The organism is Rothia nasimurium (assembly GCF_928382285.1).
Taxonomy (GTDB): domain Bacteria; phylum Actinomycetota; class Actinomycetes; order Actinomycetales; family Micrococcaceae; genus Rothia; species Rothia nasimurium_E.
Genome location: NZ_CAKMSS010000007.1, coordinates 95,519 through 119,429 on the forward strand (window position 1 = coordinate 95,519; position 23,911 = coordinate 119,429).

Below are 23,911 nucleotides of genomic sequence, written 5' to 3' on the forward strand. Positions count from 1 at the left end.
ACATTGGAGCCTCACCATGTCACCACAGAGCTCTTCAACCCTAGAGCAGGAGCGGCCGAAGCCCTACGTCGACCCCGACGTGCTCGATGCCGAACACCGTACCTGGAAGCCCAAAACTATCGCCATCTGGGCCCTCATCGCCCTGGTCGGAGCGGTTTCCTGGTCCATGATCGCTATCTTCCGCGGCGAAACCGTCAACGCCATCTGGTTCGTCTTCGCCGCCGTCTGTAGCTACCTGATTGCCTACCGTTTCTACGCCCGCTTCATCGAAGCCAAGCTCACCCAGCCCGATGACCGCCGCGCGACCCCCGCCGAATACGACGCTGACGGCAAGGACTACGCCGCCACCGACCGCCGCGTACTCTACGGCCACCACTTCGCCGCTATCGCGGGCGCTGGCCCCCTAGTAGGCCCCGTCCTGGCAGCCCAGATGGGCTTCTTGCCCGGCACCATCTGGATTATCGTCGGCGTTATCTTCGCCGGTGCCGTGCAGGACTACCTGGTGCTCTTCTTCTCCATGCGCCGGGGCGGACGCTCCCTGGGCCAGATGGCCAAGGAAGAGCTAGGAACCGTAGGTGGCTACGCCGCCATTCTGGCAACCCTGGCCATCATGATCATCATTACCGCTATCCTTGCCCTGGTCGTGGTCAACGCCCTGGGTGAATCCCCCTGGGGTGTTTTCTCGGTAGGTATGACTATCCCCATCGCCCTCTTTATGGGCGTTTACCTGCGCTACCTGCGCCCCGGTAAGGTGGGCGAAGTATCGCTGATTGGCTTCATGCTGCTCATGGCCGCTATCGTGGGCGGCGGCTGGGTCTCCAACACCGCCTGGGGCATGGAGTACCTGCTGCTTGACCGCGTCACCCTGGCCTGGTGCGTCATTATCTACGGCTTTATCGCTGCCGTCCTGCCCGTCTGGTTGCTGCTCGCCCCGCGCGATTACCTCTCAACCTTCATGAAGGTGGGCACCATCGTGCTGCTGGCTGTCGGCATTATCGTCGTCCGCCCCGAAATCACCGTTCCCGCCATCAGTGAGTTCGCCGGCCGCGCCGACGGCCCCGTCTGGTCAGGTTCCCTCTTCCCCTTCCTCTTTGTCACCATCGCCTGCGGTGCTCTGTCTGGCTTCCACGCCCTCATCGCCTCGGGTACCACTCCCAAGATGGTTGAAAAGGAACGCCAGACCCGTTTCATTGGCTACGGTGGCATGCTCATGGAATCCTTCGTCGCCATCATGGCCCTGGTGGCTGCTGTCACCATCGACCGCGGCATCTACTTCGCCATGAACTCAGCAGCCGGGGCAACCGGCGGTACCGTCGAATCAGCGGCCGTTTTCGTTAACTCCCTGGGCCTGACTGGCGTGCACGTCACCCCCGAACTGCTGCAGGGTACTGCGGACGCCGTCGGCGAGCACTCCATCGTCTCCCGCACCGGTGGCGCCCCCACCCTGGCTGTGGGTATGGCGCTGATTCTCAACCAGATGCTGCCCTGGTTCGAACTCACCAGCTTCTGGTACCACTTCGCCATCATGTTTGAGGCCCTCTTCATCCTCACCGCGGTGGACGCCGGTACCCGCGTAGCCCGCTTCATGCTCTCGGATACCCTGGGCAACTTCTTCCCCAAGTTCCGCGACCATAACTGGCGACTGGGCGCCTGGCTGACCACCGCCGTCATGGTGGCAGGCTGGGGTTCGATTCTGATTCTGGGTGTCACCGACCCGCTCGGCGGCATCAACACCTTCTACCCCCTCTTCGGTATCGCCAACCAGCTGCTGGCTGCTGTTGCGCTGGCTGTCTGCCTGGCGATTGCCGCGAACAAGGGCCGCTTCAAGTACCTCTGGATTATCGCCCTGCCCCTGGTCTTCGACCTGGTCGTTACGGTGGTGGGCTCCTACCAGAAGATTTTCTCGTCCAACCCCGCTGTGGGCTACTGGGCGAACCACTTCCGCTACAAGGACGCCCTGGCAGCCGGTGAAACCTCGCTGGGTGCGGCTAAGGACGTCGCTGCCATGGAGGCGGTTGTGCGCAACACCTTCGTGCAGGGCTCGCTTTCTATCCTCTTCGTGGTGCTGACCCTGGTGGTCGTTATTACCGCCCTGATTGAGGTCATCAAGGCTAAGAACGGCCACGCGAAGGAAAGCAAGGAAAACCCCTACATCGAGTCGAAGCTCTACGCCCCGGCTGGCATGATTGCCACCCCCGCCGAGCGGGAGCTAGAGGCCCAGTGGCAGGAGTTCTACCGCAAGCACCCCGACCAGATCAGCGGTTCTGCCGGGCACAGTGGCCACTAGGAGGGGAATATGAGCATCCGTTCTTTCCTCGCCCGCGTCCGCTGGTTCGCTAACGGAGTTATGGGCGCAGATAAGTACCAGAAGTACCTGGCCCACCACCGCGCCAGCGGCTGCGCCCACGCTCCTATGACCGAGCGGGAGTTCTGGAAAGACTACACTGACTCCCTCGATAAGAACCCGGGAGCTCGGTGCTGCTAGGAATAGTGAGAGGCTACGTGCGAAGGGAAGACTTGCCGTAGCGCATCACAAAGAAGTCTCGATATAGCGAGGTACGGGGACATACGGAAGTCGACTGGCTGGGGCTGGCATGAATCGCCTGTGAGCGAAGCGAACCGGCGAGAAGGTTAGTCGGCGGAGTGTGTCCCCGTACCTCGCTTTTTCAACATCCAGTAGCAAATATTAGGGTAACCTAAGTATGTAGACCTCGTGGAAGGAGTAACCGTGGGTATCAAAGACTTCCTGCAGAGCCGCAGGGACGACGCCGAACTTGGCAAAGGTCTCTGGCGTCGCGCTCACGACCGCTTCGTTCGTGGCCTCGACCGCTTCCACCAGATTCTTGAACGGGTGCCCGCCGGCCCCACTTTTGAAGAGCTTGTCCCCCTGGCTAATGACCTGGCTGACCTGCTGCCGCGCGTCCGCACCGTTGCCGCTGAGGCTCAGCGCCTGGCCCCCAGCGAATCAAACGATATCCCCGCTTCTCCCACCGGGGTGTACTCCGACCTGCACCGGGCGCTTTCCAGGGCGGGTAACTCTCTAGCCCTTTGTGCTGAGGCCCTGGCTATGACCCGTTGCACCGGTGATTGCGGCACCGACTGCACCCGCACCGCCACTATTGCCCGTCGGGTTGAAACGGTGCAGCAGCACGTTGCGGACGCCGAAGCCCGCCTGGATGCCGCCCGGCAGGAAGCCCTGGCCCCGGCGTCCTAACCGGTTCTGTCACCCATATCGCGTAGCTATCCCCTAAAAAGTGCCTGCCCACCTGCACTGCTAGCCGGTAAGGTAGGTGGGTGCCCGTTCGCGCTTTCTCAGGGCACCGCCACACACCGCACCTGATTCAGAGGGGATTTCTACGCCATGAACCGCTATGCCCACATTGACGCGATGCGCGCTTTTGCGGTGCTTTTGGTGGTGTTTTCCCACGCCGGGCTGACCTTTGTGCCGGGCGGGTCGGGCGTAACGATTTTCTTTGCTATCTCGGGCTTCATCATCACTTACCTGCTGCTGCGGGAGCGCGATAAAACCGGTAGCTTCGACCTAGCAGGCTTTTATATTCGCCGCCTGCTCAAAATCGCCCCGCCCCTGATTCTGGCGATTGTGATACCCACGCTGGTCTATCGATCGATGGGTGGGGCCGTCGATACCCTGGACTTCCTGGGGCAGGTCTTCTTCTTCTTTAACCTGCGCTACCTGGACTCGCAGATTACGGTACTGCCGGGTACGCACGTGATGTGGTCCCTGTCGATCGAAGAGCAGTTTTACCTGGTCTTTGCCCTAATCTGGCTGGTGCTGGTGCGCTGGACTGCCTACCGGCGGGCACTGACCGTACTGGGTGTAGCCGTGGTGCTCTACTCATCGCTGTCTCGTTGGGTTCTGCATGACGCCGGTGCTAGTGCCGACCGCATCTACTTCGGCACCGACACCCGCATGGAGGCTATTGCCATCGGCATGCTCACCGCCCTGTGGTACCACCGCTACGCCGCGGACGAAATGGTGCTGGGGCGCGAGGTCGTGGGCCGCCGCTACCGGTCGGGGGCCCTGATTCAGGGCGGACGCACCATCCCGCTTCTCGGGCGCAACTGGGTGCTTTTCGCCGCCCTGGGGGTCTACCTGCTGACCCTGGTGATTCGTGATGATACCTTCCGCGATACGGTGCGCTATTCGCTCCAGGCCTGGGCGGCGTCCGCTGTGATGCTCTGGGGCCTGGTTGCTTCGCGCCAGCCGCTGGGCGCTACTGTGCACCGCTTCTTGGCCTGGCGGCCCTTACAGCTGATTGGCCTGTCGAGCTACAGCATTTACCTGGTGCACGACGTGCTCTTCAAGGCCCTGGAACCCCACCTGCACGGGCTGCCCACCCTGGCCCAGGTTGCCCTGCTGGCCCCTCTGGGCGTGGCCGCCGGTGTGGCGATGTATCTGGTGGTCGAAGTGCCGGTAATGCGTTTTAAAGACCGCTACTTCGGGGCGAGCTGGAAGAAGCAGGCGGCAGCGGTCGATACCCCCGGCCCCATGGGAACTAAGAGCTAGCGGGAACCACGAGCTAGAGCAGCCCCTCGCTCCGTGCCGCCGCGATAGCTGCCGTGCGGTTATCGACGCCCAGCTTGGTGTATATATGCACCAGGTGGGTCTTCACCGTGGCCTGAGAAATAAAGAGGGCCTCAGCCAGCTCCTTATTGGTAGCCCCGGTAGCCAGTAGCTTGAGCAGCTCCATCTCGCGGGCCGACAGAGAAATAGCGGGTCGCTGCATACGCTCCATCAGAGCAGCCGTAATCTCGGGCGACAGCGTCCGCTCACCCCGCGCCGTCGCCAGCACCGCCGCCTGCACCTGCTCGGGCGGGGCGTCCTTCAGCAGATAGCCCAGGGCCCCTGCCTCAATAGCTGCAACGATATCGCCCTGGGTGTCAAAGGTCGTCAAGATTAGCACCGGCGGCCCGCCCGCAGCCTTGAAAGCGCGGGTTGCCTCGATGCCGTCCATGGGTTTCATCTGAATATCCATGACCACCACATCCAGCGCTGCCCCAGCCCGGGCCTGCTCCGCGGCTACGGCGAGCGCCGCCGACCCGTCGGCTGCTTCGGCAACCACATCGATGCCTTCAAAGCTTTCGAACATGGCGCGCAGGCCGGCGCGGACGACGGGGTGGTCATCAACGAGTAGGGCGCGGACGGTCACTGGGCCTCCTGGTCGGGTCAGTGCTGGTTGGTCTGGTTGAGGGGGATACGGGCTGTGAGCACTGTGCCTTCGCCTGGAGTGCTTTCAATGTCTAGGCTACCGCCGATGCGGGTGACTCGCTCGGTGAGGGAAGTGAGCCCGTAGCCGGTTCCGGTTTCGCTGAGGGGGCCCGCTGCTAGGGGAGTGGAGGTGAAGCCGCGGCCGTTGTCGAAGACGTCGAGGGTGACTTCGCCGGGCCAGATGCTGAGGGTGAGGGCCGCGCGGCTAGCTTCGGCGTGGGCGGCGACGTTGGCGAGGGCGCCCTGGGCTACGCGCATGAGGGTTGCCGATACCGCCTCGGGCAGGGCGTTGGCTGTTTCTTCCTTCCCTTCAAGAATAAAGGCGCAAGTGAGGGGTTTCCCGGCGGCTTTTTGGGCGGTCTCGGTGGACGCGGCGAGAGCCCTGAGCGCTGACACCAGGGAGTCATCCAGGGCAGGGGATGAGAGATCCCGAATAAAGCGGCGGGCCTCAGCCAGGTTTGCGGCGGCAGAGTCCTGGATAACGCGCACCTGGGCGGCTGCGGCGTCCGCCTTTCCTTCCTGAAGCGAGGACGCCGCTGCCCGGGAGACCAGCACAATGGACGAAAGCCCCTGGGCCAGGGTGTCGTGGATTTCGCGGGCCAGGCGCTCGCGTTCTTCGAGCTTACCGGCGCTGTATTGCTGCTGGACGAGCTCGGCCTGTACCGCGCGAAGCTGCTGGGCGAGCTGGTACTGGCGGGCGGCATCGGCGCGCAAGGCGCGGTAGGTGAAAGAGATGACGATGGCGAGCAGGGCCCCCAGGGTGGGGCCGATGAGGTAGCCGGGGGCTAGACCTTCTGAGTGAAGGTAGTCGAGGCCAAACCCGGCAGGCCCCACCAGGGGCAGAGCAATGGCCAGGGCGCAGAGGACGAGGGTGGCAGCTACCCCTGCTGCGGGAGCGAGCAGGTGCAGGTAGAGGAACATAATGGGGAAGACCACCCAGGTGAAGGAGCTATCGAGCGCCATAAGCCCCAGCCACAGCAGGGTAATGATTAGCAGCCACAGGTGGGCAGGGGTAAAGCGGGCTGCCTGCCGGTAGCGGGCGGACGCACCCGGCCGGGGGAAGAGGTCGGGGAAGGTAGCCGGTAGTCCCCGCCGGTTCTCGTAGACCGTACCGGCCAGATAGATGCCACCGAGCGCCAGCGAGAGCACCCCGATAACGGTATGCCGCACCTGATAGACGCTGCCGACCACGGCCAGAACGGCACCAAAACACAGCAGAAAAGCGAACATGACGTGCAGGCTCACCCGCAGAATCTTGAGCACCAGCAGGGTCTGCTGCGAGGAGGTAGCGGGGAGGGGGCTGGGCGCGGTCGTCATACAAACTCACTTTACCTTTAGCTGAGGCTGTGCAGGGTTTTTGGGCTGTGTGCAGAGAAAACCCTGCACCCAGCCCAAGAAGTCTGCACAGCGGGCGGGGCCGCATCAACCAAATGGTTGATTCCAGGTTCAACCCTTACCCCGATGTGGGCAACCCCCGGTGGGAGCTTGAATAGAAGTATCAAGTTTTCCTGTGTTTGAAAGGTAGTGCAGTCATGTTCGTTGGTTGGCGTGACATCCTCTTCGCCAAGGGCCGTTTTACCCTGATTGGGGCGACCGTAGCCCTGATTACCCTGCTGCTGGTCATGCTGACCGGCCTGACCGGCGGACTGGGTAACCAGAACACCGATGCCCTTGAAAAGATGGGAGCTGACCGCTTCGTATTCGCTCCGTCTGAGAGCGGTGGCAAGGCCTCCTTCACCGATTCTGCTGTCACTGCCGACCTGCAGGAGGAGTGGCAGGCAGCCGGTGCCAAAGCCACCCCGGTCGGTTTCCTCACCGGCAAGGTTGAGGGCAACGGAGCCGCTTCGATGAGCCTGATTGCCACCCCGGCAGGGTCTGATCTGATTGAGCGCACCGCACCCCTGATCCAGGGCACCGAACCCGCTGACGGCCAGATCGCCCTGCCCGCCGGCGTCGCTGAAGAGATTGGCGCGACCGTGGGCGATACCGTCACCTTCTCGGGTACCGACGTAACCGTCTCAGGCATCACCGAGGACACCTTCTACTCCCACACCAACGCAGGCTGGGCCACCACCGCCACCTGGCAGAACATCACCCACCAGCGTGAAACCGAAGGGCAGAGCGCCGTGCTCGGCACCGTCCTGGCCGTAACCGGTAGCGCAGACTACGCAGCCACCGCAGATGCCACCGGAACCCAGGCTTTGACCACCCGCGAGTCCTTCGCAGCCCTGCCCGCCTACTCCTCCGAGAACGGCTCCCTCAAAACCATGCAGGGCTTCCTCTACGGTATCTCTGCCCTGGTGATTATCTCCTTCTTGACCGTCTGGACCATCCAGCGCACCCGCGACATCGCCGTCATGCGCGCCCTGGGCGCCTCCCACACCTTCCTCACCAAGGACGCCCTCGCCCAGGCAGCGGTGATTCTCGCCGTCGGTGCCGCCCTCGGTGCCCTGGTGGGCTGGGGGCTCGGCACCCTGGCCGCAGGAGCCGTACCCTTCCAGCTCTCAGCCCTCACCATTGCCGGCCCCGCCGCCGGCATCTGGGCCCTGGGCATGGGCGGCGCCCTCATCGCCCTGCGCCGCGTCGCCACCGTAGACCCCATGATTGCCCTCGGCGGCAACTAGAACAGTCTGCCAAGAGGGATCGGGTGCGCTTTCGCCTGCCGACCCTCTCGGCACTCGCGCCGGGGCGCTCGGCCGATTCACGCCCCGCCTTGCGGCGGATTCCGCTCGCTCTTGCGTGCTGGCGCACCCGCTTGCTCCATCGCAGCCAGCAGGCTCCAGCACACCCGCTCCCTCTATCTAAACTCGCTTACCTCCCCTGAAAGAGACCATTCATGACTGACCTCCTCACCCGCCCCCTGGCCGAAGAAACCCTAGCTGCCCCCAGCGTCCTTGAACTGCGCGACATCGTGCTGGACTACCCCGACGGCGTAGACGAGAAGGGAAACCCGCGCACCATGCGCGCCCTAGATCACGTGAACCTCACCGCGAGCCGCGGCGAGTTCATCGCCCTGACCGGTGCCTCTGGCTCGGGTAAGTCCTCCCTGCTATCGGTTGCCGCCGGGCTCATCACCCCCACAGCCGGGGCCCGCCTGATCAACGGCACCGACACCACCGCCTATAGGGACGCCGACCTCGCGGCCCTGCGCCGCACCGACATCGGCATTATCTTCCAGCAGCCCAACCTCATTGCCTCCCTCACCGCCGCCGAACAGCTAGAACTCACCGCCCGCATCAGCGGTGCCCGCGGAGCAGAACTCAAGGCAGCCCGCGCCACCGCCGCCGACCTGCTCGACTTGGTGGGGCTGGGTGAAGCCGCCAACCGCCGCGTACACCAGCTCTCCGGCGGCCAGCGTCAGCGCGTCAACATCGCCCGCGCCCTCATGGGCTCACCCTCCCTGCTCCTGGCCGACGAACCGACCAGCGCCCTCGATGCCGAACGCTCCGCCGCCATCGTCGAGCTCCTGGCCAAGGTCACCGCCGAGTTCAACACCGCAACCCTCATGATTACCCACGACCTCGACCAGGTGCAGCTCACCGACCGGGTCGAGCACATGGTCGACGGCCGCCTAGAGAGTTCACCGGCAGCCTAGGCTTTACTCCGAGAGACAGCCAGCCCCGGGGCAAGCGGGCAGGGTAAACTTGAAGCGGTCAAAATAACCTTTACAAGGACACACCCGTGATTAACTTTCACCGCAACGAACGCGCAGCCTCCCTGCCCGCCCGTCTCTCCCGCTCCTGGCTACTGGTCTCTGCCGCCGCAAGCGAAGAAACCATCGCCGCTGCCCTCGAATCAGAGGCCGACTCGGTCATCATCGACTTAGAGGACGGCTGCCCCGAAGAGCAGAAGGACGAGGCCCGCGAGCACATCATCGAGATGCTCAACAACGGTGCCTCAGCCTGGGTGCGCATCAACGGTATTGAAAGTGACCACTGGGCCAAAGACCTTGAAGCCCTCAACCAGGTCAGCGGCCTCAAGGGCGTCATGCTGGCCATGACCGAACACCCTGACCACGTCACCCGCACCGCCATGATGCTCCCTGCTGGTACCCCCGTCATTGCCCTCATCGAAACCGCCCTGGGCATGGTCAACGTGGTGCGCATTGCCAAGGCCCCCGGTACCTTCCGCCTAGCCTTCGGCGTAGGCGACTACCGCCGCGACACCGGCGTCTCCGCCGACCCCATCGCCCTGGCCTATGCGCGCTCGCAGCTGGTACTGGCCTCACGCGTTGGCGGTCTAGCCGGCCCCATTGACGGCCCCTCCGTGGGCAAGCACGGCGGAGATCTGCTCAAGGACTGCGCGGTGACCACCAGCCACGGCATGACCGGCAAGCTCACCCTCGACCCGGCCCAGGCAGAGACCATCAACGTCGGGCTGGCCCCCAGCGCCGATGAAATCGAGTGGGCCCGCGAGCTACTGCAGAAGAGCGAGGGGGACTCTGTGCCCAAGGACGGCTCCTACCTGCCCCGCCTGGCCCGTGCCCGCAAGGTCTCGTCCCTGGCCAAGACCTACGGCCTGTGGCGTAGCTAGAAGACCTCCCCCAGGTGGCAGCGGTAGGATAGGCAGCGTGAAGAAATATCTTGGTTTTCAAACGCGCAGGACGCCCAGCGGCGGCTTCTCCCGCGGGTTCCTGCTGCTCTTTGCCCTGCTCCTTGTACCCTCGCTGGCCCTCTGGGGCTTCTACCGCTGGCTCTTTGCTAATGACACCCACCTGCTGGTGGTACCTTTCTTGGCGGTTATTACCGCCTGGATTTGGGCCTATCTCATCGGGTACGGGGCCGAAAACCACCTGGACGAAGGCTAGCCCACCCGCACAGGCTCGGGTGACGCCGGAAGCGGGTGGACGCGTCCGCACGGACGGTCTATAGACAACAAAAAATCTCGCGGCTCGCACCTGAACCGGTGCGGGGCGCGAGATTTTATTGATGGAGCCCCCAGTCGGATTTGAACCGACGACCTTTTCTTTACGAGGGAAATGCTCTACCCCTGAGCTATGGAGGCCTGTTCCTACCCCTTTGTCAGGGGTGAACGAAAGAAAACTTTACCAGAAAGAGAGGGCTGCAACCACCGGTTACGGGCACTGCTGACCAAAAGCATGGCACCCCCAACCCTAGATTTTGTGGCCTGCAACACTAGAATGGATGGCATGACAAGTTCACAGCGCTCCGGGCTGCACCCCCGCCCGGTTTTCAATCAGCTCCCCAAGTACGCCGCAGGTAAACCCCCGGCACCGGTTGAGGGGCTTACCCAGTACAAGCTCTCATCGAATGAGAACCCCTTCGGGCCGGTGGCCTCGGTTGCTCAGATTCTGGCTGAGTTCGATACCGTCCACCGCTACCCCGACCCGCTCTCTACCGCCCTGCGTACCGCGCTAGGGGAGCACCTGGAGGTTGACCCCGAGGATATCGTTACCGGCGCAGGAAGCTTAGGTGCCCTGACCCAAATTCTGACCACCTTTGCAGGTACCCACGCCGACGGCGTGCAGGACGAAGTTATCTACGCCTGGCGCTCTTTTGAGGCCTACCCCATCTGCGTTGGCCTGGCCGGTGCTAAGAGCGTGCAGGTGCCCAACCTGCCCAATGGCGCCCACGATTTGGACGCTATGGCAGCTGCCGTGACCGACCAGACCCGCGTCATCCTTATCTGCACCCCCAACAACCCCACCGGCCCGGCCGTCACCGAGTCACAGGTGCGCAACTTCCTGGCCAAGGTGCCCAGCGACGTGCTCGTGGTGATTGACGAGGCCTACTTCGAGTTCTGCGCGGCCTCCGAGATTCCTGAAGGGCAAGAACCTCCCGTCAACGGCCTGGACGTCTACCCTGACTATCCGAATGTCGCTATTTTGCGTACCTTCTCCAAGGCCCAGGGCCTGGCTGGTTTGCGCGTGGGCTACTCCATCACTCACCCCGAGGTCACCGCCCACCTGCGTGTGGGTGCCACCCCCTTTGCGGTCAGCGCCCTGGCTGAAAAGGCCGCCGTGGCCTCCCTTGACCACAACGATGAGGTCATGGAGCGAGTAGAACACCTGGTTGCTGAGCGCGAAAAGGTCGTCGCCGGGCTTCAGGAACTGGGCTACTGGGTTCCCGAAACCCGTGCCAATTTCGTCTGGCTACCCCTGGGGGAGCACTCGGCAGCCTTCGCTGCCCTGGCCGAAGCCAACGCCCTGTCCGTGCGCGCTTTCGCAGGTGAGGGTGTGCGCGTGAGTATTGGCGAGGACGAGGCCAACGCCCGCCTGCTCGCCATCGCAGCAGAGTTCGAAGAACGCACCACCAAGCCCCTCTAGGGCAGGCGGACGGTAGGCGGGCGGGGTTATCTGACCGCCCGCCTACCTCAACTTATTTGCAATTAATCCCTCAAAATTCTAAAAATGGACCCTCTCTGCCCACCGGCAGGCGTAGGGTTAAGAAAAGGTAGTAACAGAGCAAGACCGGAGACCCCATGTCACAGACACAAACCCCAGGTAACCCCTGGGGAATACCAGAGCGTATCCAGCTCATGAACGAAGCGGGTGAGACCACCTCCCACACCAGCTTCTCAGCCTACGCCGACGAACTCACCGGCGAAGACCTCAAAGACATGTACCGCACCATGGCCCTGACCCGCCGCTTCTGCGACGAAATGACCTCCCTGCAGCGCCAGGGGCAGCTGGCCCTCTGGGTTCCCTCCCGCGGGCAGGAAGCTGCCCAGGTGGCGTCCGCCCGGGCCCTTGCCGCCAACGACTACATCTTCCCCTCTTACCGCGACCACGGGGTGCTCCTTGAACGCGGTATCACCCCCGAAGAAATCACCCCCCTCTTCCGGGGCTCAGGCACCCTGGGCTGGGACGCTAAAAAACACAACGTGCACTCCTACACCCTGGTGCTGGCCGCCCAGGTGCTCCACGCCACTGGCTACGCCATGGGGCTGAACCTCGACGCCGAGATCCAGGCAGAAACCGGCCAGGCCCAGACCGGCCAGGGGCAGGGAACCGACCCCGAACAGGACGCCGAGAAGCCCGCCGTAGCGGTCTACTTTGGCGACGGGTCAACGACCGAAGGCGACGTACACGAATCTATGGTCTTTGCGGCCAGCTACAACGCGCCCGTCCTTTTCTTTGTGCAAAACAACCACTGGGCTATCTCTGTGCCCTTTAGCGTGCAGTCCCGCGTGCCCATCTCAACCCGCGCCGCCGGTTACGGCTTCGAGGGCCTGCGCGTGGACGGCAACGACGTGCTAGCCGTCTACGCCGCCACCCGCTACGCCATGGACAAAATCAGGGCGGGGGAGGGGCCCGTGCTGATTGAGGCAGAAACCTACCGGCTCGGCCCTCACACCACGGCCGACGACCCCACCAAGTACCGCCCCGAAGACCACGGCGCCACCTACGAGCCGCTCGACCCCATGGTGCGTCTCGAAGCCTACCTGCGCTCAACAGGCCATGCCGATGACGCCTTCTTTGACGAGGTCACCGCCTACACCAAAGAGCAGGTGAAGGGCGTCCGCTCCTACGTTCTTTCCAGTGAACCCGACACCTTCGAAACCTACCTGGACCGCGCCTACGCGGCCCCCCACCAGCAGGTTGAGGACGACCGCACCTTCTACCGCGCCTACAACGACGGCTTCGAGGAGGACTAAACCATGTCAGACCAGACCCCTCAGCAGGGCACCGAAACCCTCACCCTGGCTAAGGCTATTACCCGCGCCCTACACGATGAAATGACCGCCAACCGTAAGGTTCTGGCCCTGGGCGAAGACATCGGCAAACTCGGCGGTGTTTACCGCGTAACCGACGGCCTGCAAAAAACTTTTGGCCCCACCCGCGTCATGGACACGCCCCTGGGCGAATCCGGCATTATCGGAACCTCCATCGGCATGGCCCTGCGCGGCTACCGGCCCGTACCCGAAATCCAGTTCGACGGTTTTGTCTTCCCCGGTTTCAACCAAATCACCTCGCAGCTCTCTAAAATGCACGGCCGCACCCACGGCCAGTACGAGGTGCCCGTTACCGTCCGTATTCCCTACGGCGGCATGATTGGCTCGGTAGAGCACCACTCGGAGTCCCCCGAAGCCCTCTTCACCCATACCCCGGGCCTGCGCGTGGTGACCCCCTCGTCCCCCCACGACGCCTACTGGATGCTCCGCAAAGCCATCGCCCACCCCGACCCGGTCATCTACTTCGAGCCCAAGCGCCGCTACTGGATGAAGGGCGAGGTCAACTTCGCAGATACCGACTTCGACCCCTTTACCGCCCAGGTAGTACGTGAGGGCGACGACCTAACCATCGCCACCTACGGCCCGCTGGTTCCGGTGGCCCTGGCTGCCGCCCAGGCCGCGGTTGAGGACGGCCGCTCCATCGAGGTCATCGACCTGCGTTCCCTCTCACCGCTTGATATCCCCACCATCGAGGCTTCGGTGCAAAAAACCGGACGCCTGGTCGTGGCCCACGAGGCCCCCACCTTTGGCGGTATCGGCTCAGATATCGCAGCCGCCATCACCGAGCGTTGCTTCTACCACTTAGAGGCCCCCGTGATTCGCGTGGGCGGTTACCACATGCCCTACCCGGTTTCCCGCGTCGAAGAAGAGTACGTGCCCGGCATCGACCGTCTGCTCGAAGCCGTCGACCGTTCCCTGGCCTACTAAAGCCCGAAAGGCACACCATGTCACAGATCTTTAACCTGCCCGATGTGGGCGAAGGCCTCACCGAGGCAGAAATCCTCAGCTGGAAGGTAGCCCCCGGCGACACCGTCGAGGTCAACGACGTACTCGTTGAAATCGAGACCGCCAAATCGGTTGTTGAGCTGCCCTCCCCCTACGAGGGCACCGTGCAGGAGCTCCTGGTTGCCGAGGGCGAGACGGTAGAGGTCGGCACCCCCATCATCGCTATCGCCGGGGAAGGCGCCGAAGCTGGCGGGGGGAGTAGGCCTGCGGCAGAGCGTCCGGACGCCGCCCCCCAGCAGTCTGCCGCACCGGCAGGGGAGCAGGGCGGTGGCAATGCCCTAGTAGGCTCAGGCCCCAAGGCCGACCCCGTCAAGCGCCGGGCCCGTAAGAAGACAGCCGCTACCCACCCGGTTGCTACCCAGCCCGCCGCCGTCCCCCAGCCTGCGGCAAGCGCTGGGGCAAACGCGTCCGCTCCGGTACCTGCAGCAGCACCACTGACCACCGACAGCCGCCGTCAGCTACTGACCGGCCTGCCCGCCCGCGCAGGCAAGCTCCTGGGCGAAGGCGGCAAGGGAGTGCTCCGCCGCCTGGGAAGCCACGAGCTACCCGTAGAAACCGGCACCAGCGAGGTACCCCGCCGCCAGCCCCTCGCCAAGCCCCCCGTGCGCAAAGCAGCCCAAGACATGGGAATCGACCTAGCCCAGGTCACCCCCACCGGCGATCAGGGGCAGGTCACCAAACGCGACCTACTCAACTACGCAGCCCACCTGAGCCTCAGCGAACAGGCCAACGTCACCGACACCACCGACCCCAAGAGCTTCTGGATCCCGGCAGGCGTTGGCGGCGACCGCATCGAACGTATCAAGGTCAAGGGCGTCCGCAAAGCCACCGCCAAAGCCATGGTCGAATCAGCCTTCAAGGCCCCCCACGTCTCGATCTTCGTCGATGTAGACGCCACCCGCACCATGGAGTTCGTCAAGCGCCTCAAAAAGTCCCCCCAGTTTGAGGGTGTTAAGGTTACCCCGCTACTGATCCTGGCCAAGGCCGTCATCTGGGCAACCGCCCGAACCCCTCAGGTCAACGCCACCTGGACCGACTCTGAGATTCAGATTAAGCACTTCATGAACCTGGGGATAGCAGCTGCCACTCCACGGGGTTTGATGGTGCCTAATATCAAGGACGCCCAGACCATGAACCTGCGCGAACTAGCCCTGGCTCTTAACGACCTGACGACCAGGGCCCGCGAGGGGAAGACCCAGCCCGCTGAGATGCAGCAGGGCACCATGACTATCACCAACATTGGTTCTCTGGGCATTGATACCGGCACCCCGATCATCAACCCCGGTGAGGCTGCCATCATTGCCTTCGGCACCATCAAGCAGAAGCCCTGGGTCGTAGACGGTGAAGTGATCCCCCGCTGGGTTACCACCTTAGGCGGGTCCTTTGACCACCGCGTCCTCGACGGCGATCTGTCGGCTAAGTTCCTGGCAGACGTCGCCTCAATCCTTGAGGAACCCGCGCTCCTCCTCGATATGTAAAGGGTAGAAAAGCACAAGGCCCGGGCACTCAAAGAGCGCCCGGGCCTTGCAGCACACGGTAACCTCGCTGGCTCCGTCGAAAGTTCAACCTGATGGCTAAAAACCAACGGAACGAGTGTGAACAGAGTGAGGCTCCCGCCGGTTAGGGCGGGAGCCTCACAACGCCAAGGTACGAAACCTGGAGCATAATCCGAATTATCTCCCCCAAGAAATCCGAATCTATGGGCACTGAGCCCACATAAGTTCAGGTCTCGTAGGTTACCTTATGCCCTTGAGGTGCTCCTGTCGATAATCTCTGGGTCAGTCCCCCAACGTCGCCAGAACACTGAGTCCCCCGACTCAGTGCAAGAAACACTCAAGTTACTGTAAATCTTAGTCGAGGGTGGCTCGGTCTGTATGTCCTCATATAGGGCGACACTAGCGCCTACACCGTGGGTAGGAGGCTAACCGCTTCCCTCAAAATGCCCACAAGACTGCCCCACCATAGATAGGGTGCCCAGACTAAATAAGCTCTAGAAACGTTCCACCACGCCGGTCTGAGAAATCTCAATGGCACTAGGTTCTTCGTCCTCTGAATTGCCATCGTGCACCAGCATGACAGCGGTCTGATCGTCAGCGGGGAAGGCACGCACCGTGATAGTACCGCCTGACGCGTTATCAAAAAGATCAACCGCACACTGGGTAAGCGCCAGCGATACGCGGGAGGGTAGGGCCGAGCCGCGCTCGTCCAGAATATCGACCTTGACCCCGCGCTGGCGGGCCAGCCAGGCGGCGTCCAGAATCTCCTTATTCACGATGTAGCGACCGCGAATCGTATCGCGCAGCTGCGCCTCGGTGAAGCGGAATTCGTCCATCTCGGCGCGGGTCACCGGTGACTCGTTATAGGCGATGCGGTGCAGCATATCCTCGGTCAGGGCGCGGACCTCCTGCACGCGCTGGGTAGCGATAGCGCCCATATCGGTCTCTTCAGCGCGCCCGGCGTCCGCGATAATGCGCATACCGCGGGCCTGCCTGGTCTTAGAGACCGCCTGCTCAATCTGCTTGGGCACAATCATGCTCACCAGCATGAGCAGGAAGGGGATAGCAAACTCGGTAGAGAGGGTCAGGCGGGTATCGAAATAGTTGGTGTGCCAGCTGAGCACCAGGGCCATGAACCCCAAGAAGAAAAGCCAGCCGAAGAAGGTATGGCGGCGCAGTACCAGCCCCGCAGCAAGCAGGGTGTAGGCCATGAGGGGCCAGGAGAGGTTAGAGAAGGTAATCGAGTGGCTGATGGCGCTCAGTGTGGTATCGACCGAGTTCAGAGCCAGCACCATGATGACGGGCATCATGACGTCGGGCAGAGCCAGACGCTTGGTGGGCAGGAAGACCGGCAGCGCTGCTAGCGCGTAGAGACTCAGCAGGATAGCCCAGTGGGGGGCGCGGGTGACGGTGTAGTGGTCGTACCAGAAGAAGAACGACCCCAGGATCAGCAGGGTGACGGTGCTCAGAATGAGGGTGAGGATGCGGGAGCGGTAGTACTTAGCCAGCATTGGGTTCCTCGTTGGGCCACTGGACGACGACGCGGGTACCCTTCTCAGGTGCCGAGGTAATGGTGACCATACCGCCGGCGTCCTCCATGGAGCGAATCATCGACACGCGCACGCCCAGGCGGCGGAAGTCGATGTCGCTCATTGAGAAGCCCTGGCCCTTGTCTGAGATGGTGCAGAGAATATAGGGGCGTACCTCGTCGGAGCGGGTGGAGTTGAAGGGGCGGCGCATCTCGGTGCGAATCGAGATCTGGGTGGTGCGGGTGCCCGAGTGGCGGGCAGAGTTAGACACAGCCTCGGTGACGGCGTGGGTGAAGGCCCTAGCCGCGGTGTAGGGCAGGGTGGAGTCTGGGCTGGCCAGGGGGTGCTTTTCGATGGAGTCGGAGACAAAGCGCAGGCGCTGGTTCCAGGGCTCCACGCCCTCGGCAATCTGCTCGGTTAGGGCCTGGAAGGTGATAGGGCGCTGGGGCTGGGACTTGAGCGCCTCTTCTTCGAGTACGCCGATGGCGCGGCGAGCCAGTAGGCGGGTGCGCTGGGGTAGCTCGCCGGGGTTGCGGCTGGCGTCGAGCAGGGCTGCCATGACGTTATCGTGCACCAGCTTGTCGAAGTCTTGCAGCTCCTTGGCGTAGTCGCGGGAGCGGTTGAGCAGAAGCTGGGCAGAGAGGGTCTCGTAGTAGGTTTTATCTGATTCGCGGACGGCGTTCAGGGCAAAGCGGGCCAGACCGGCTAACAGAGCGCAACAGAAGCCTAGATAGGCAACACGAATGAGAAGCTCGGTGGCATCGAGGGGGGAGCCTTTGATCACGTGGGCAGACACCGAGCTGATGACCAGTAGCACCGGGAAAACGATGCTGTGAATGATGCTCTCTCGCGGGCTTTCTTCGAAGACCGGAACCAGCATGGCATAGATGCCAAAGAGCCAGGACCAGGGGATAGCTGAATTCTCAGCTCCCTCGGTGAAGGGCCACAGGACGTAGGAACCGTAGGCGATGACCAGCATAAAGCTGACCACCTTGGCAGAGACTTCCTTGCGAATGCCGTTGAACATCAGCAGGGCAGCGTGGGCTACTAGTAAGGGAATGATCGCCAGATACCAGTAGGAGTCACCCCCGCGAATCTCAGAGATGTTGGCAAGCGACTGGAATAGCAGACCTACAGCGATGAGGGAGTAGATGATTTCCAGGGTACAGTAGAGGCCGAAGGAGCTCGGCCCCATGAGTCGCTGCTGCCCTGTGGTGAGGGAGAGCGACTTGAAGGAGAAAGAACGGATGCGGTCTGCCCGCGACGGTTGTAGCGCGTGGGCTAGGTCCCGGGAGGCGCCGCCGATGGTGGTAGACAGGGCTCGTCCTTAGGTCTTCGCTTCTTAGAGGTTGCGGTCTGCGGTGGAAGTATCTTCCATGGAATCCACCAGACCGTCTTCGATGGCGCGAATACGCAGGTCGATCTTGGTGGGGGCGGGGCGGCCGACACGGGCATACTTTTCGCGGATGCGGTCGATGTTGGTCTTAACCGCGGACTGCTTGATGCCCATGCGGCGGGCTACCTGTACCTGTGCGAAACCTGAGGCGTAGAGGCGCAGGGTTTCCTGCTCGCGGGGGGAGAGGTTGGCGCGGGAGAACTCGTGGTCACCGTCGATTGCTGCCGCTAGTTCCTTAGTGACAACGGCCCTACCTTCGGCGATGTTCTTAGCTTCTGCCAGTGCGTGTTCCAGGGGCTCTGACTTGCGAACCAGACCAAGGGCACCTGCCTTGAGGGCTTCACGAATGAGGCCGGGGTTCTCGCCGATGCTGAAGATGAGCACCTTGATACCTGCGCGCTGCAGGATATCGACGTTTTCTGAGGGGCGGGACTTATCTTGCAGAGAAAGGTCAAGGAGTACGACATCGCAGTCGCGCTTGAGCTTGCCCAGGTCTGCTGAGGAAGGGTCGGAAAGGCTACGGCCCAGGGCGACCAGTAGGTCGGCTGCGGTGGGGGCAGCGGCAACCAGTTCGATCTCGCTGGCGCCTGCTGCGACGGCTCGCATGCCCTCACGGACGACTTCGTGGTCATCGACAATGCCTACGCGTACTACGCTCATGATCCCTACTTACCTCGTGTGCTGGTGCAACCTTCACCTGTGGGCGGTGGCTGCTCGTCGGTTGCTGTGTGTGGTGCGGTGAGCAGACCGGGGTGTTTTTCTTACGAAAATATTTTACAGGCAAAGTGTGGTTCGTGGGCTGAACTGTGGGCGCGGTGACGCGCTCTTACTGTTTTAGCGGCTGCGGGCGTCCGCGGTAGTCAGGGCACGGTGGTAGCGCAGGCCCAGCCCGGCTCCTGCGAGGGCGGCAAGAAGAGCTAGGACGCCGGTGGCCAGGACGGTCAGGGCCCCGATAGGTAAATCGGGGGCCAAGAGGGGCTGGAGGGCGTAGGCGGGTGCTAGGGGGTGTGTGAGCTGGGCGGTTGCCCAGGTGAGCAGGGTGGCAAGAAGTACGCCCAGGGTGCTTATGGCAAGGACGCCCACGGCCTGTTTGCTGGGGGCTAGGGCCGTCATGCGCGAGGCGGTGTAGCCTGCAAAACCAAAGGCCACCGAGATAAGGACGGCAACCGTGATGAGCCAGGGCAGGGCCTGGGTGCGGCTGGCGGGTGCGGTGACGGCTAGAACCGTCTCGGTCAGGCCGCTGTAGACGGAGACCCCCAGAACCCCCATCATGGTTCGGGCTAGGGCCAAACCCCCGGTGGTGAGGGCGTAGGCGACCAGGGCACCGCAGAAAGCCGGGATAAACTGCACGCGTTTGAGGGCAGCGGCGGGCGCCGTTGCACCCAGGTTTGGTGCCGGGGGAGCGGACGCCGGCACCGGCTGCAGGGGCTGGGCAGGAGGTGCCGGTTCAGCAGAATAAACCTGCTGCGAGGGCTGGGGCTGCGCCTGAACCGGAACGGTCTGCTGGTGGTTCTGCTCTGTGGGTGGAACGCGCTGGTAGCGGGTAGCCGAGACCTCGGGGTCTGCTGGGGTGGACGCCTGGCTGCCACCCGCGTCATGCCCGAAGGCGCGCGGGTCGAGCACCCGGGTGGGGTCGGAGTCCTCAAAGACAGCATCCCACTCATCAAAATCACGGCGGTTCTTAGGCTGATCGGTCACCGGCAACGCCCCTTTCTACAAAAATACTTACGCCAGCCCCAGAGCCTGGGGGCTGTACTGGTGGGCCGGGTCGGTGGGGCGCTCATCTGCGCTCACATACTTGATCACCCGGGCGGGGTTACCGACCACCACGGCGTTAGCGGGGACGTCCTTGGTCACCACCGCACCGGCGCCAATCACAGCGTTCTCACCCACGGTGACGCCTGGGCAGAGAATCGCCCCGCCGCCAATCCAGACGTTACGCTCCACCGTAATAGGCAGACCACCCTCCCACAGGGCCTCGCGATCTACCGGGTTAAGGGGGTGGGTGGGCGTCAAAAACTGCACGTTGGGGCCCACCAGGACGGCATCGCCAAAGGTAATGGGGGCAACGTCAAGGAAGACGCAACCAAAGTTGAAGAAGCAACCCGCCCCAATATGGGTATTGACCCCGTAATCAAAGGCAACCGAGGGCCGAATCGTGGAGCCCTCACCGAGGGACCCCACAATCTGGGCTAGCACCTCTCGCTTGCGCTTATCGCGGGCCCGGTACAGTCGGGTGTATTCCTCAACCAACTCCACCACCCGGTAGTGGGTATCGGCACACTCCTGGTCGGGGCGGTAGGCAAAGCCCGCCGTCATCTGTTCAAAGACGCTCTTACCGGCGCGCAGCTCATCCCAGTTCGTCATGCTAGCCTCCATACGCCAGGGTCATCAGACCAATGATTGCCAGGCCAACCCCAATCACAATGAGGCCGGCAATAATCATGCGCTTATTAATCTCACGCATGAGCTCCCGGAATTCCTCGGGGCTAATATCGTCATTTCTACGTCGAGCCATACCCCTAAGTATGTCAGCTCTAGCCCCGCTGTGGCACAATCGTGTGTATGCAGTCAGCCGAAAACTCACCCCACAACGACAACGACTTCCCCCTGGCCCACCGCCCCTGGGTCAAGAACTACCGGCCAGAAAGCAACAGAGACGTTGCTCTGCCGGAAACCTCGCTGAGCCACCTCATGGCTGAAGCCGTGCGCACCGTTCCCCAGAAAATTGCCCTGGAATTCTTCGGCGCCACCACCACCTACGGTGAACTGGGTGACCAGATTCTGCGCGTTGCCGAAGGCCTACGCAAGGCCGGTATTCAGCACGGTGACCGCGTGGCCCTCGTCCTTCCCAACTGCCCCCAGCACATCGTGGCCTTCTACGCGATTCTGCGCCTGGGCGCTGTGGTGGTTGAACACAACCCCCTCTACACCTCCGCCGAGCTGCGCCACATGTTCGAAGACCACGGCGCCAAGGCCGCCATCGTCTGGGACAAGATCGCAGACAACATCACCTCCCTGCCCGCCGATATCCGCCCCAAGAATATCTACGCGGTCAACCTGATCGAAGAGATGCCCTTCACCATGCGTACCGCCCTCAAGCTGCCCATCGGCAGCCTCAAGGCCTCCCGCGAAAAGCTCGAAGGCACCGCCCGCGGCACCACCCCCTGGCGCCAGTTCATGAAGAACAGTCCCCTTGCCGCCGACCACCACCGCCCCACAGCCCACGACCTGGCCCTGCTCCAGTACACCTCGGGCACCACCGGCCTGCCCAAGGGCGTCATGCTCACCCACCGCAACCTCGAATCCAACGGACGCATGGGTGAAGAGTGGATCCAGCCCGGCAACGATGAGGTAATCTACGCCGTCCTGCCCCTCTTCCACGCCTACGGCATGACCCTGGGCCAGACCATCGCGGCGGTCTGCAAGGCCCGCCTAGTGCTCTTCCCCACCGTAGATATGGACCTCATCTTCCGGGCCATGAAACGAACCACCCCCACGATTCTCCCCGCTGTGCCCCCGGTCTACCGCCGTATGCTCGAAGAAGCTAAAAAGCGCGGTGTCTCCCTGAAAGGCATCCGCTACGCCGTATCCGGTGCCATGCACCTGCCCACCGACCTGGTCGCTGAATGGGAAGAAGCCACCGGCGGCATGCTGGTTGAAGGCTACGGCCTCTCTGAGTGCTCACCCCTGGTCTCCTGCAACCCCCTGAACTCCACCCGCCGAGCAGGCTCAATCGGCGTGCCCTTCCCCTCCACCGACATCCGCGTGGTCGACCCCGAAACCCTCAAAGACGTTCCCGACGGTGCCGAGGGCGAACTGCTTGTACGCGGCCCCCAGGTCATGCGCGGCTACTGGAAACGCGGCGAAGACACCAGCAAAACCCTGCTACCCGGCGGCTGGCTACGCACCGGCGACATCGTGCGCCTGGACCACGACTACTTCATCGAAATCGTTGACCGCATCAAGGAAGTCATCATCACCGGCGGCTTCAACGTCTCACCCACCGAGGTTGAAAACGTACTCAAACAGCACGACTCGGTAGCGGACTGCGCCGTAGTTGGCCTACCGGACGGCTCTGGCGGCGAAAAAGTCACCGCCGTAATCATCCCCGCCGAGGGCCACGCCCTCGACCCCGAAGAGCTCAAACAGCACTGCTACGAGCGCCTGACCCGCTACAAGGTACCCAAGAACTACTACGAGGTCGACGAACTGCCCCGCTCCATGCTGGGCAAGACCCTGCGCCGCAAGGTGCGCGAAAGCCTCGAGGCTAAGTACAGCAAATAAGAGCTAGTCTCGCAGCACGCCCTGCAGGGAGCCGTCGGCGCCCAGCAGGGCGTAGCTGTGTGTGTCCTGCGCTAGGCCAAGGGCAGCAGCGGGGACGCTAGTGGCCGCTCGTACTGCCTCTGCTAGGGGAATCCCAAAAGCGACAGCCTGCTCCACTGCCCGCGCCAGGGTGAGCGTACTACCGGCAATTGTCTCGGTGCCCTTGATTCGGGCAATGGAATCCTGCACCTCTACCGCTAAAGAACCCAGCCGGTAGGGGCCGTCCGCGCACCCGGCGGCAGCCATCGCGTCCGTCACCAGGGCTACCCGACCGGGGGCAAGCGAGAAGGCCGCCCGCACCATAGGCCCGTGCACATGAACCCCATCGCAAATAAGCTCCAGGGTCACGTGCGGGCTATCAGCTGCGGCGGCAACTGGGCCGGGCTGGCGATGGTGTAGAGGGCGCATGGCGTTATAGGTGTGGGTCAGCAGAGAGGCTCCCTCATCGAAAGCGGCCTTGGCCTGTTCATAGGTGGCGTCCGTGTGCCCTACAGCAACGCGGATGCCCAGCTCCACACAGCGCTGCAGGGTGACAAGACCGGGGTCGGTTTCGGGAGCCAGGGTAATCTGCAGGAGCCTACCTTCTGAGGCCTCCCAGAGCTGTTCCAGGGCATCGGGTGTTGGGGTGCGCAGGGCCTCGGGGGCGTGGGCCCCCTTATGCGCCGGGGAAATGAAGGGCCCCTCAGCATGAAAGCCCACCAGACGGGCCTGCCCCGGCACCTTTTGATCCATCAGAGGCAGGAGCTGGGCCATGCTGGCCTGCATCTGCTCTAGCGGGTTAGACACCAGGGAAGCTACCAGGGCGGACGTCCCCGCCTGACCGTGCACGCGCAGGGCAGGGGCAACGTCAGGGGCATCTTCAAAGGCAGTGCCGCCCCCACCGTGACAGTGAATATCGGTAAAGCCGGGGGCCAGGAGCCAGTCGTGGGCCTCGCGAACCTGGGTGGAGGCCAGCTGATCTGCCGTCAGCTCCTCCCGCCAGCTCTCACCTTCCCCCATGGCCAGCAGGCGCTCGCCCTCCACCAGAACCCAAACCGTGGGGCTGCTCTGCGGGGTGAGATGGCGAAGCGAATGAAAAAGAATGGTGTGTGGCATCAGTGCCCCTATCAATACCTCATGTATTACTGATCGTACATGGCGACCAAGCAAAGCTACGGAGCGTCCACGGTAAATCAACTTCCCTTTTATGACGTTTTATGACTCCGTAACTTTTTGTTGCGGTCACACACGTGAC

The 23,911-nt window shown here is 62.9% G+C and carries 22 protein-coding genes and 1 tRNA gene; 13 read left to right on the forward strand and 10 right to left on the reverse strand.

Annotated features, from left to right (window positions below; translation table 11 throughout):
• The first annotated feature begins 16 nt into the window (after positions 1-16).
• The 4 genes from L6758_RS08685 (at position 17) to L6758_RS08700 (ending at position 4,528) form a co-directional block, all read left to right on the forward strand.
• Entirely contained in the window at positions 17-2,287 is a 2,271-nt protein-coding gene (locus tag L6758_RS08685) for a carbon starvation CstA family protein (RefSeq protein WP_237205637.1), read from the forward strand.
• Positions 2,288-2,296: 9 nt separating this feature from the next.
• Positions 2,297-2,485, forward strand: a complete 189-nt coding sequence (locus L6758_RS08690; RefSeq protein ID WP_185174047.1) for a YbdD/YjiX family protein — start codon at positions 2,297-2,299, stop codon at positions 2,483-2,485.
• 243 nt (positions 2,486-2,728) lie between these two features.
• Positions 2,729-3,214 (forward strand): dehydrogenase, encoded by a 486-nt coding sequence (locus L6758_RS08695; protein WP_237211920.1) that lies wholly within the window; start codon positions 2,729-2,731, stop codon positions 3,212-3,214.
• A 147-nt stretch (positions 3,215-3,361) separates the two neighbouring features.
• Positions 3,362-4,528: an acyltransferase family protein gene (locus L6758_RS08700; protein WP_237211907.1), complete on the forward strand. Its 1,167-nt coding sequence runs from the start codon at positions 3,362-3,364 to the stop codon at positions 4,526-4,528.
• 13 nt (positions 4,529-4,541) lie between these two features.
• On the opposite strand, the gene L6758_RS08705 is transcribed toward L6758_RS08700, so the two are convergent.
• Positions 4,542-5,171 (reverse strand): response regulator, encoded by a 630-nt coding sequence (locus tag L6758_RS08705; RefSeq protein WP_272878415.1) that lies wholly within the window; start codon positions 5,169-5,171, stop codon positions 4,542-4,544.
• 17 nt (positions 5,172-5,188) lie between these two features.
• Positions 5,189-6,547, reverse strand: coding sequence for a sensor histidine kinase (locus L6758_RS08710; RefSeq protein ID WP_237205639.1), 1,359 nt, complete (start codon positions 6,545-6,547; stop codon positions 5,189-5,191).
• A 215-nt stretch (positions 6,548-6,762) separates the two neighbouring features.
• Between L6758_RS08710 and L6758_RS08715 the strand changes: the two genes are divergently transcribed.
• The 4 genes from L6758_RS08715 (at position 6,763) to L6758_RS08730 (ending at position 10,037) form a co-directional block, all read left to right on the forward strand.
• Positions 6,763-7,854 carry an ABC transporter permease gene (locus L6758_RS08715; RefSeq protein ID WP_237205640.1) on the forward strand — a complete coding sequence of 364 codons (1,092 nt, stop codon included), beginning with the start codon at positions 6,763-6,765 and terminating at the stop codon, positions 7,852-7,854.
• A gap of 212 nt (positions 7,855-8,066) precedes the next feature.
• Positions 8,067-8,825, forward strand: a complete 759-nt coding sequence (locus tag L6758_RS08720; protein WP_237205641.1) for an ABC transporter ATP-binding protein — start codon at positions 8,067-8,069, stop codon at positions 8,823-8,825.
• Positions 8,826-8,911: 86 nt separating this feature from the next.
• Positions 8,912-9,763, forward strand: coding sequence for an HpcH/HpaI aldolase/citrate lyase family protein (locus L6758_RS08725; RefSeq protein ID WP_237205642.1), 852 nt, complete (start codon positions 8,912-8,914; stop codon positions 9,761-9,763).
• A 37-nt stretch (positions 9,764-9,800) separates the two neighbouring features.
• Positions 9,801-10,037: a hypothetical protein gene (locus tag L6758_RS08730; protein WP_237205643.1), complete on the forward strand. Its 237-nt coding sequence runs from the start codon at positions 9,801-9,803 to the stop codon at positions 10,035-10,037.
• A gap of 122 nt (positions 10,038-10,159) precedes the next feature.
• Here the strand turns inward: L6758_RS08730 and L6758_RS08735 are convergent.
• A tRNA-Thr gene (locus tag L6758_RS08735) sits at positions 10,160-10,234 on the reverse strand.
• A gap of 145 nt (positions 10,235-10,379) precedes the next feature.
• Between L6758_RS08735 and L6758_RS08740 the strand changes: the two genes are divergently transcribed.
• From L6758_RS08740 to L6758_RS08755, 4 genes are all read left to right on the forward strand, one after another.
• Positions 10,380-11,516, forward strand: coding sequence for a histidinol-phosphate transaminase (locus L6758_RS08740; RefSeq protein ID WP_237205644.1), 1,137 nt, complete (start codon positions 10,380-10,382; stop codon positions 11,514-11,516).
• 155 nt (positions 11,517-11,671) lie between these two features.
• A complete protein-coding gene (locus L6758_RS08745) occupies positions 11,672-12,847 on the forward strand; it encodes a thiamine pyrophosphate-dependent enzyme (protein WP_237205645.1) in 1,176 nt (391 codons plus the stop codon).
• 3 nt (positions 12,848-12,850) lie between these two features.
• Positions 12,851-13,852, forward strand: coding sequence for an alpha-ketoacid dehydrogenase subunit beta (locus L6758_RS08750; RefSeq protein WP_237205646.1), 1,002 nt, complete (start codon positions 12,851-12,853; stop codon positions 13,850-13,852).
• A 17-nt stretch (positions 13,853-13,869) separates the two neighbouring features.
• Complete coding sequence (locus L6758_RS08755) at positions 13,870-15,408, forward strand: dihydrolipoamide acetyltransferase family protein (RefSeq protein ID WP_237196453.1); 1,539 nt, start codon at positions 13,870-13,872, stop codon at positions 15,406-15,408.
• A 512-nt stretch (positions 15,409-15,920) separates the two neighbouring features.
• Here the strand turns inward: L6758_RS08755 and L6758_RS08760 are convergent.
• The 6 genes from L6758_RS08760 to L6758_RS08785 form a co-directional block, all read right to left on the reverse strand.
• On the reverse strand, positions 15,921-16,937 hold the full coding sequence (locus L6758_RS08760) for a hypothetical protein (RefSeq protein ID WP_237196455.1): 1,017 nt from the start codon (positions 16,935-16,937) through the stop codon (positions 15,921-15,923).
• Positions 16,927-18,150: an ATP-binding protein gene (locus L6758_RS08765; RefSeq protein ID WP_237196456.1), complete on the reverse strand. Its 1,224-nt coding sequence runs from the start codon at positions 18,148-18,150 to the stop codon at positions 16,927-16,929. Before L6758_RS08765 ends, L6758_RS08760 begins: the two co-directional genes overlap by 11 nt.
• 147 nt (positions 18,151-18,297) lie before the next feature.
• Positions 18,298-19,011, reverse strand: coding sequence for a response regulator transcription factor (locus tag L6758_RS08770; protein WP_237196459.1), 714 nt, complete (start codon positions 19,009-19,011; stop codon positions 18,298-18,300).
• Between the two features lie 174 nt (positions 19,012-19,185).
• Positions 19,186-20,049, reverse strand: a complete 864-nt coding sequence (locus tag L6758_RS08775; protein ID WP_237196460.1) for a hypothetical protein — start codon at positions 20,047-20,049, stop codon at positions 19,186-19,188.
• Between the two features lie 27 nt (positions 20,050-20,076).
• Complete coding sequence (locus L6758_RS08780) at positions 20,077-20,718, reverse strand: sugar O-acetyltransferase (protein ID WP_237196462.1); 642 nt, start codon at positions 20,716-20,718, stop codon at positions 20,077-20,079.
• 1 nt (position 20,719) lies between these two features.
• Positions 20,720-20,869, reverse strand: coding sequence for a hypothetical protein (locus L6758_RS08785; RefSeq protein WP_237185158.1), 150 nt, complete (start codon positions 20,867-20,869; stop codon positions 20,720-20,722).
• A 47-nt stretch (positions 20,870-20,916) separates the two neighbouring features.
• Between L6758_RS08785 and L6758_RS08790 the strand changes: the two genes are divergently transcribed.
• Positions 20,917-22,638 (forward strand): long-chain-fatty-acid--CoA ligase, encoded by a 1,722-nt coding sequence (locus L6758_RS08790; protein ID WP_237196464.1) that lies wholly within the window; start codon positions 20,917-20,919, stop codon positions 22,636-22,638.
• 3 nt (positions 22,639-22,641) lie between these two features.
• On the opposite strand, the gene L6758_RS08795 is transcribed toward L6758_RS08790, so the two are convergent.
• A complete protein-coding gene (locus L6758_RS08795) occupies positions 22,642-23,772 on the reverse strand; it encodes an N-acetylglucosamine-6-phosphate deacetylase (RefSeq protein ID WP_237196466.1) in 1,131 nt (376 codons plus the stop codon).
• Between the last annotated feature and the right edge of the window lie 139 nt (positions 23,773-23,911).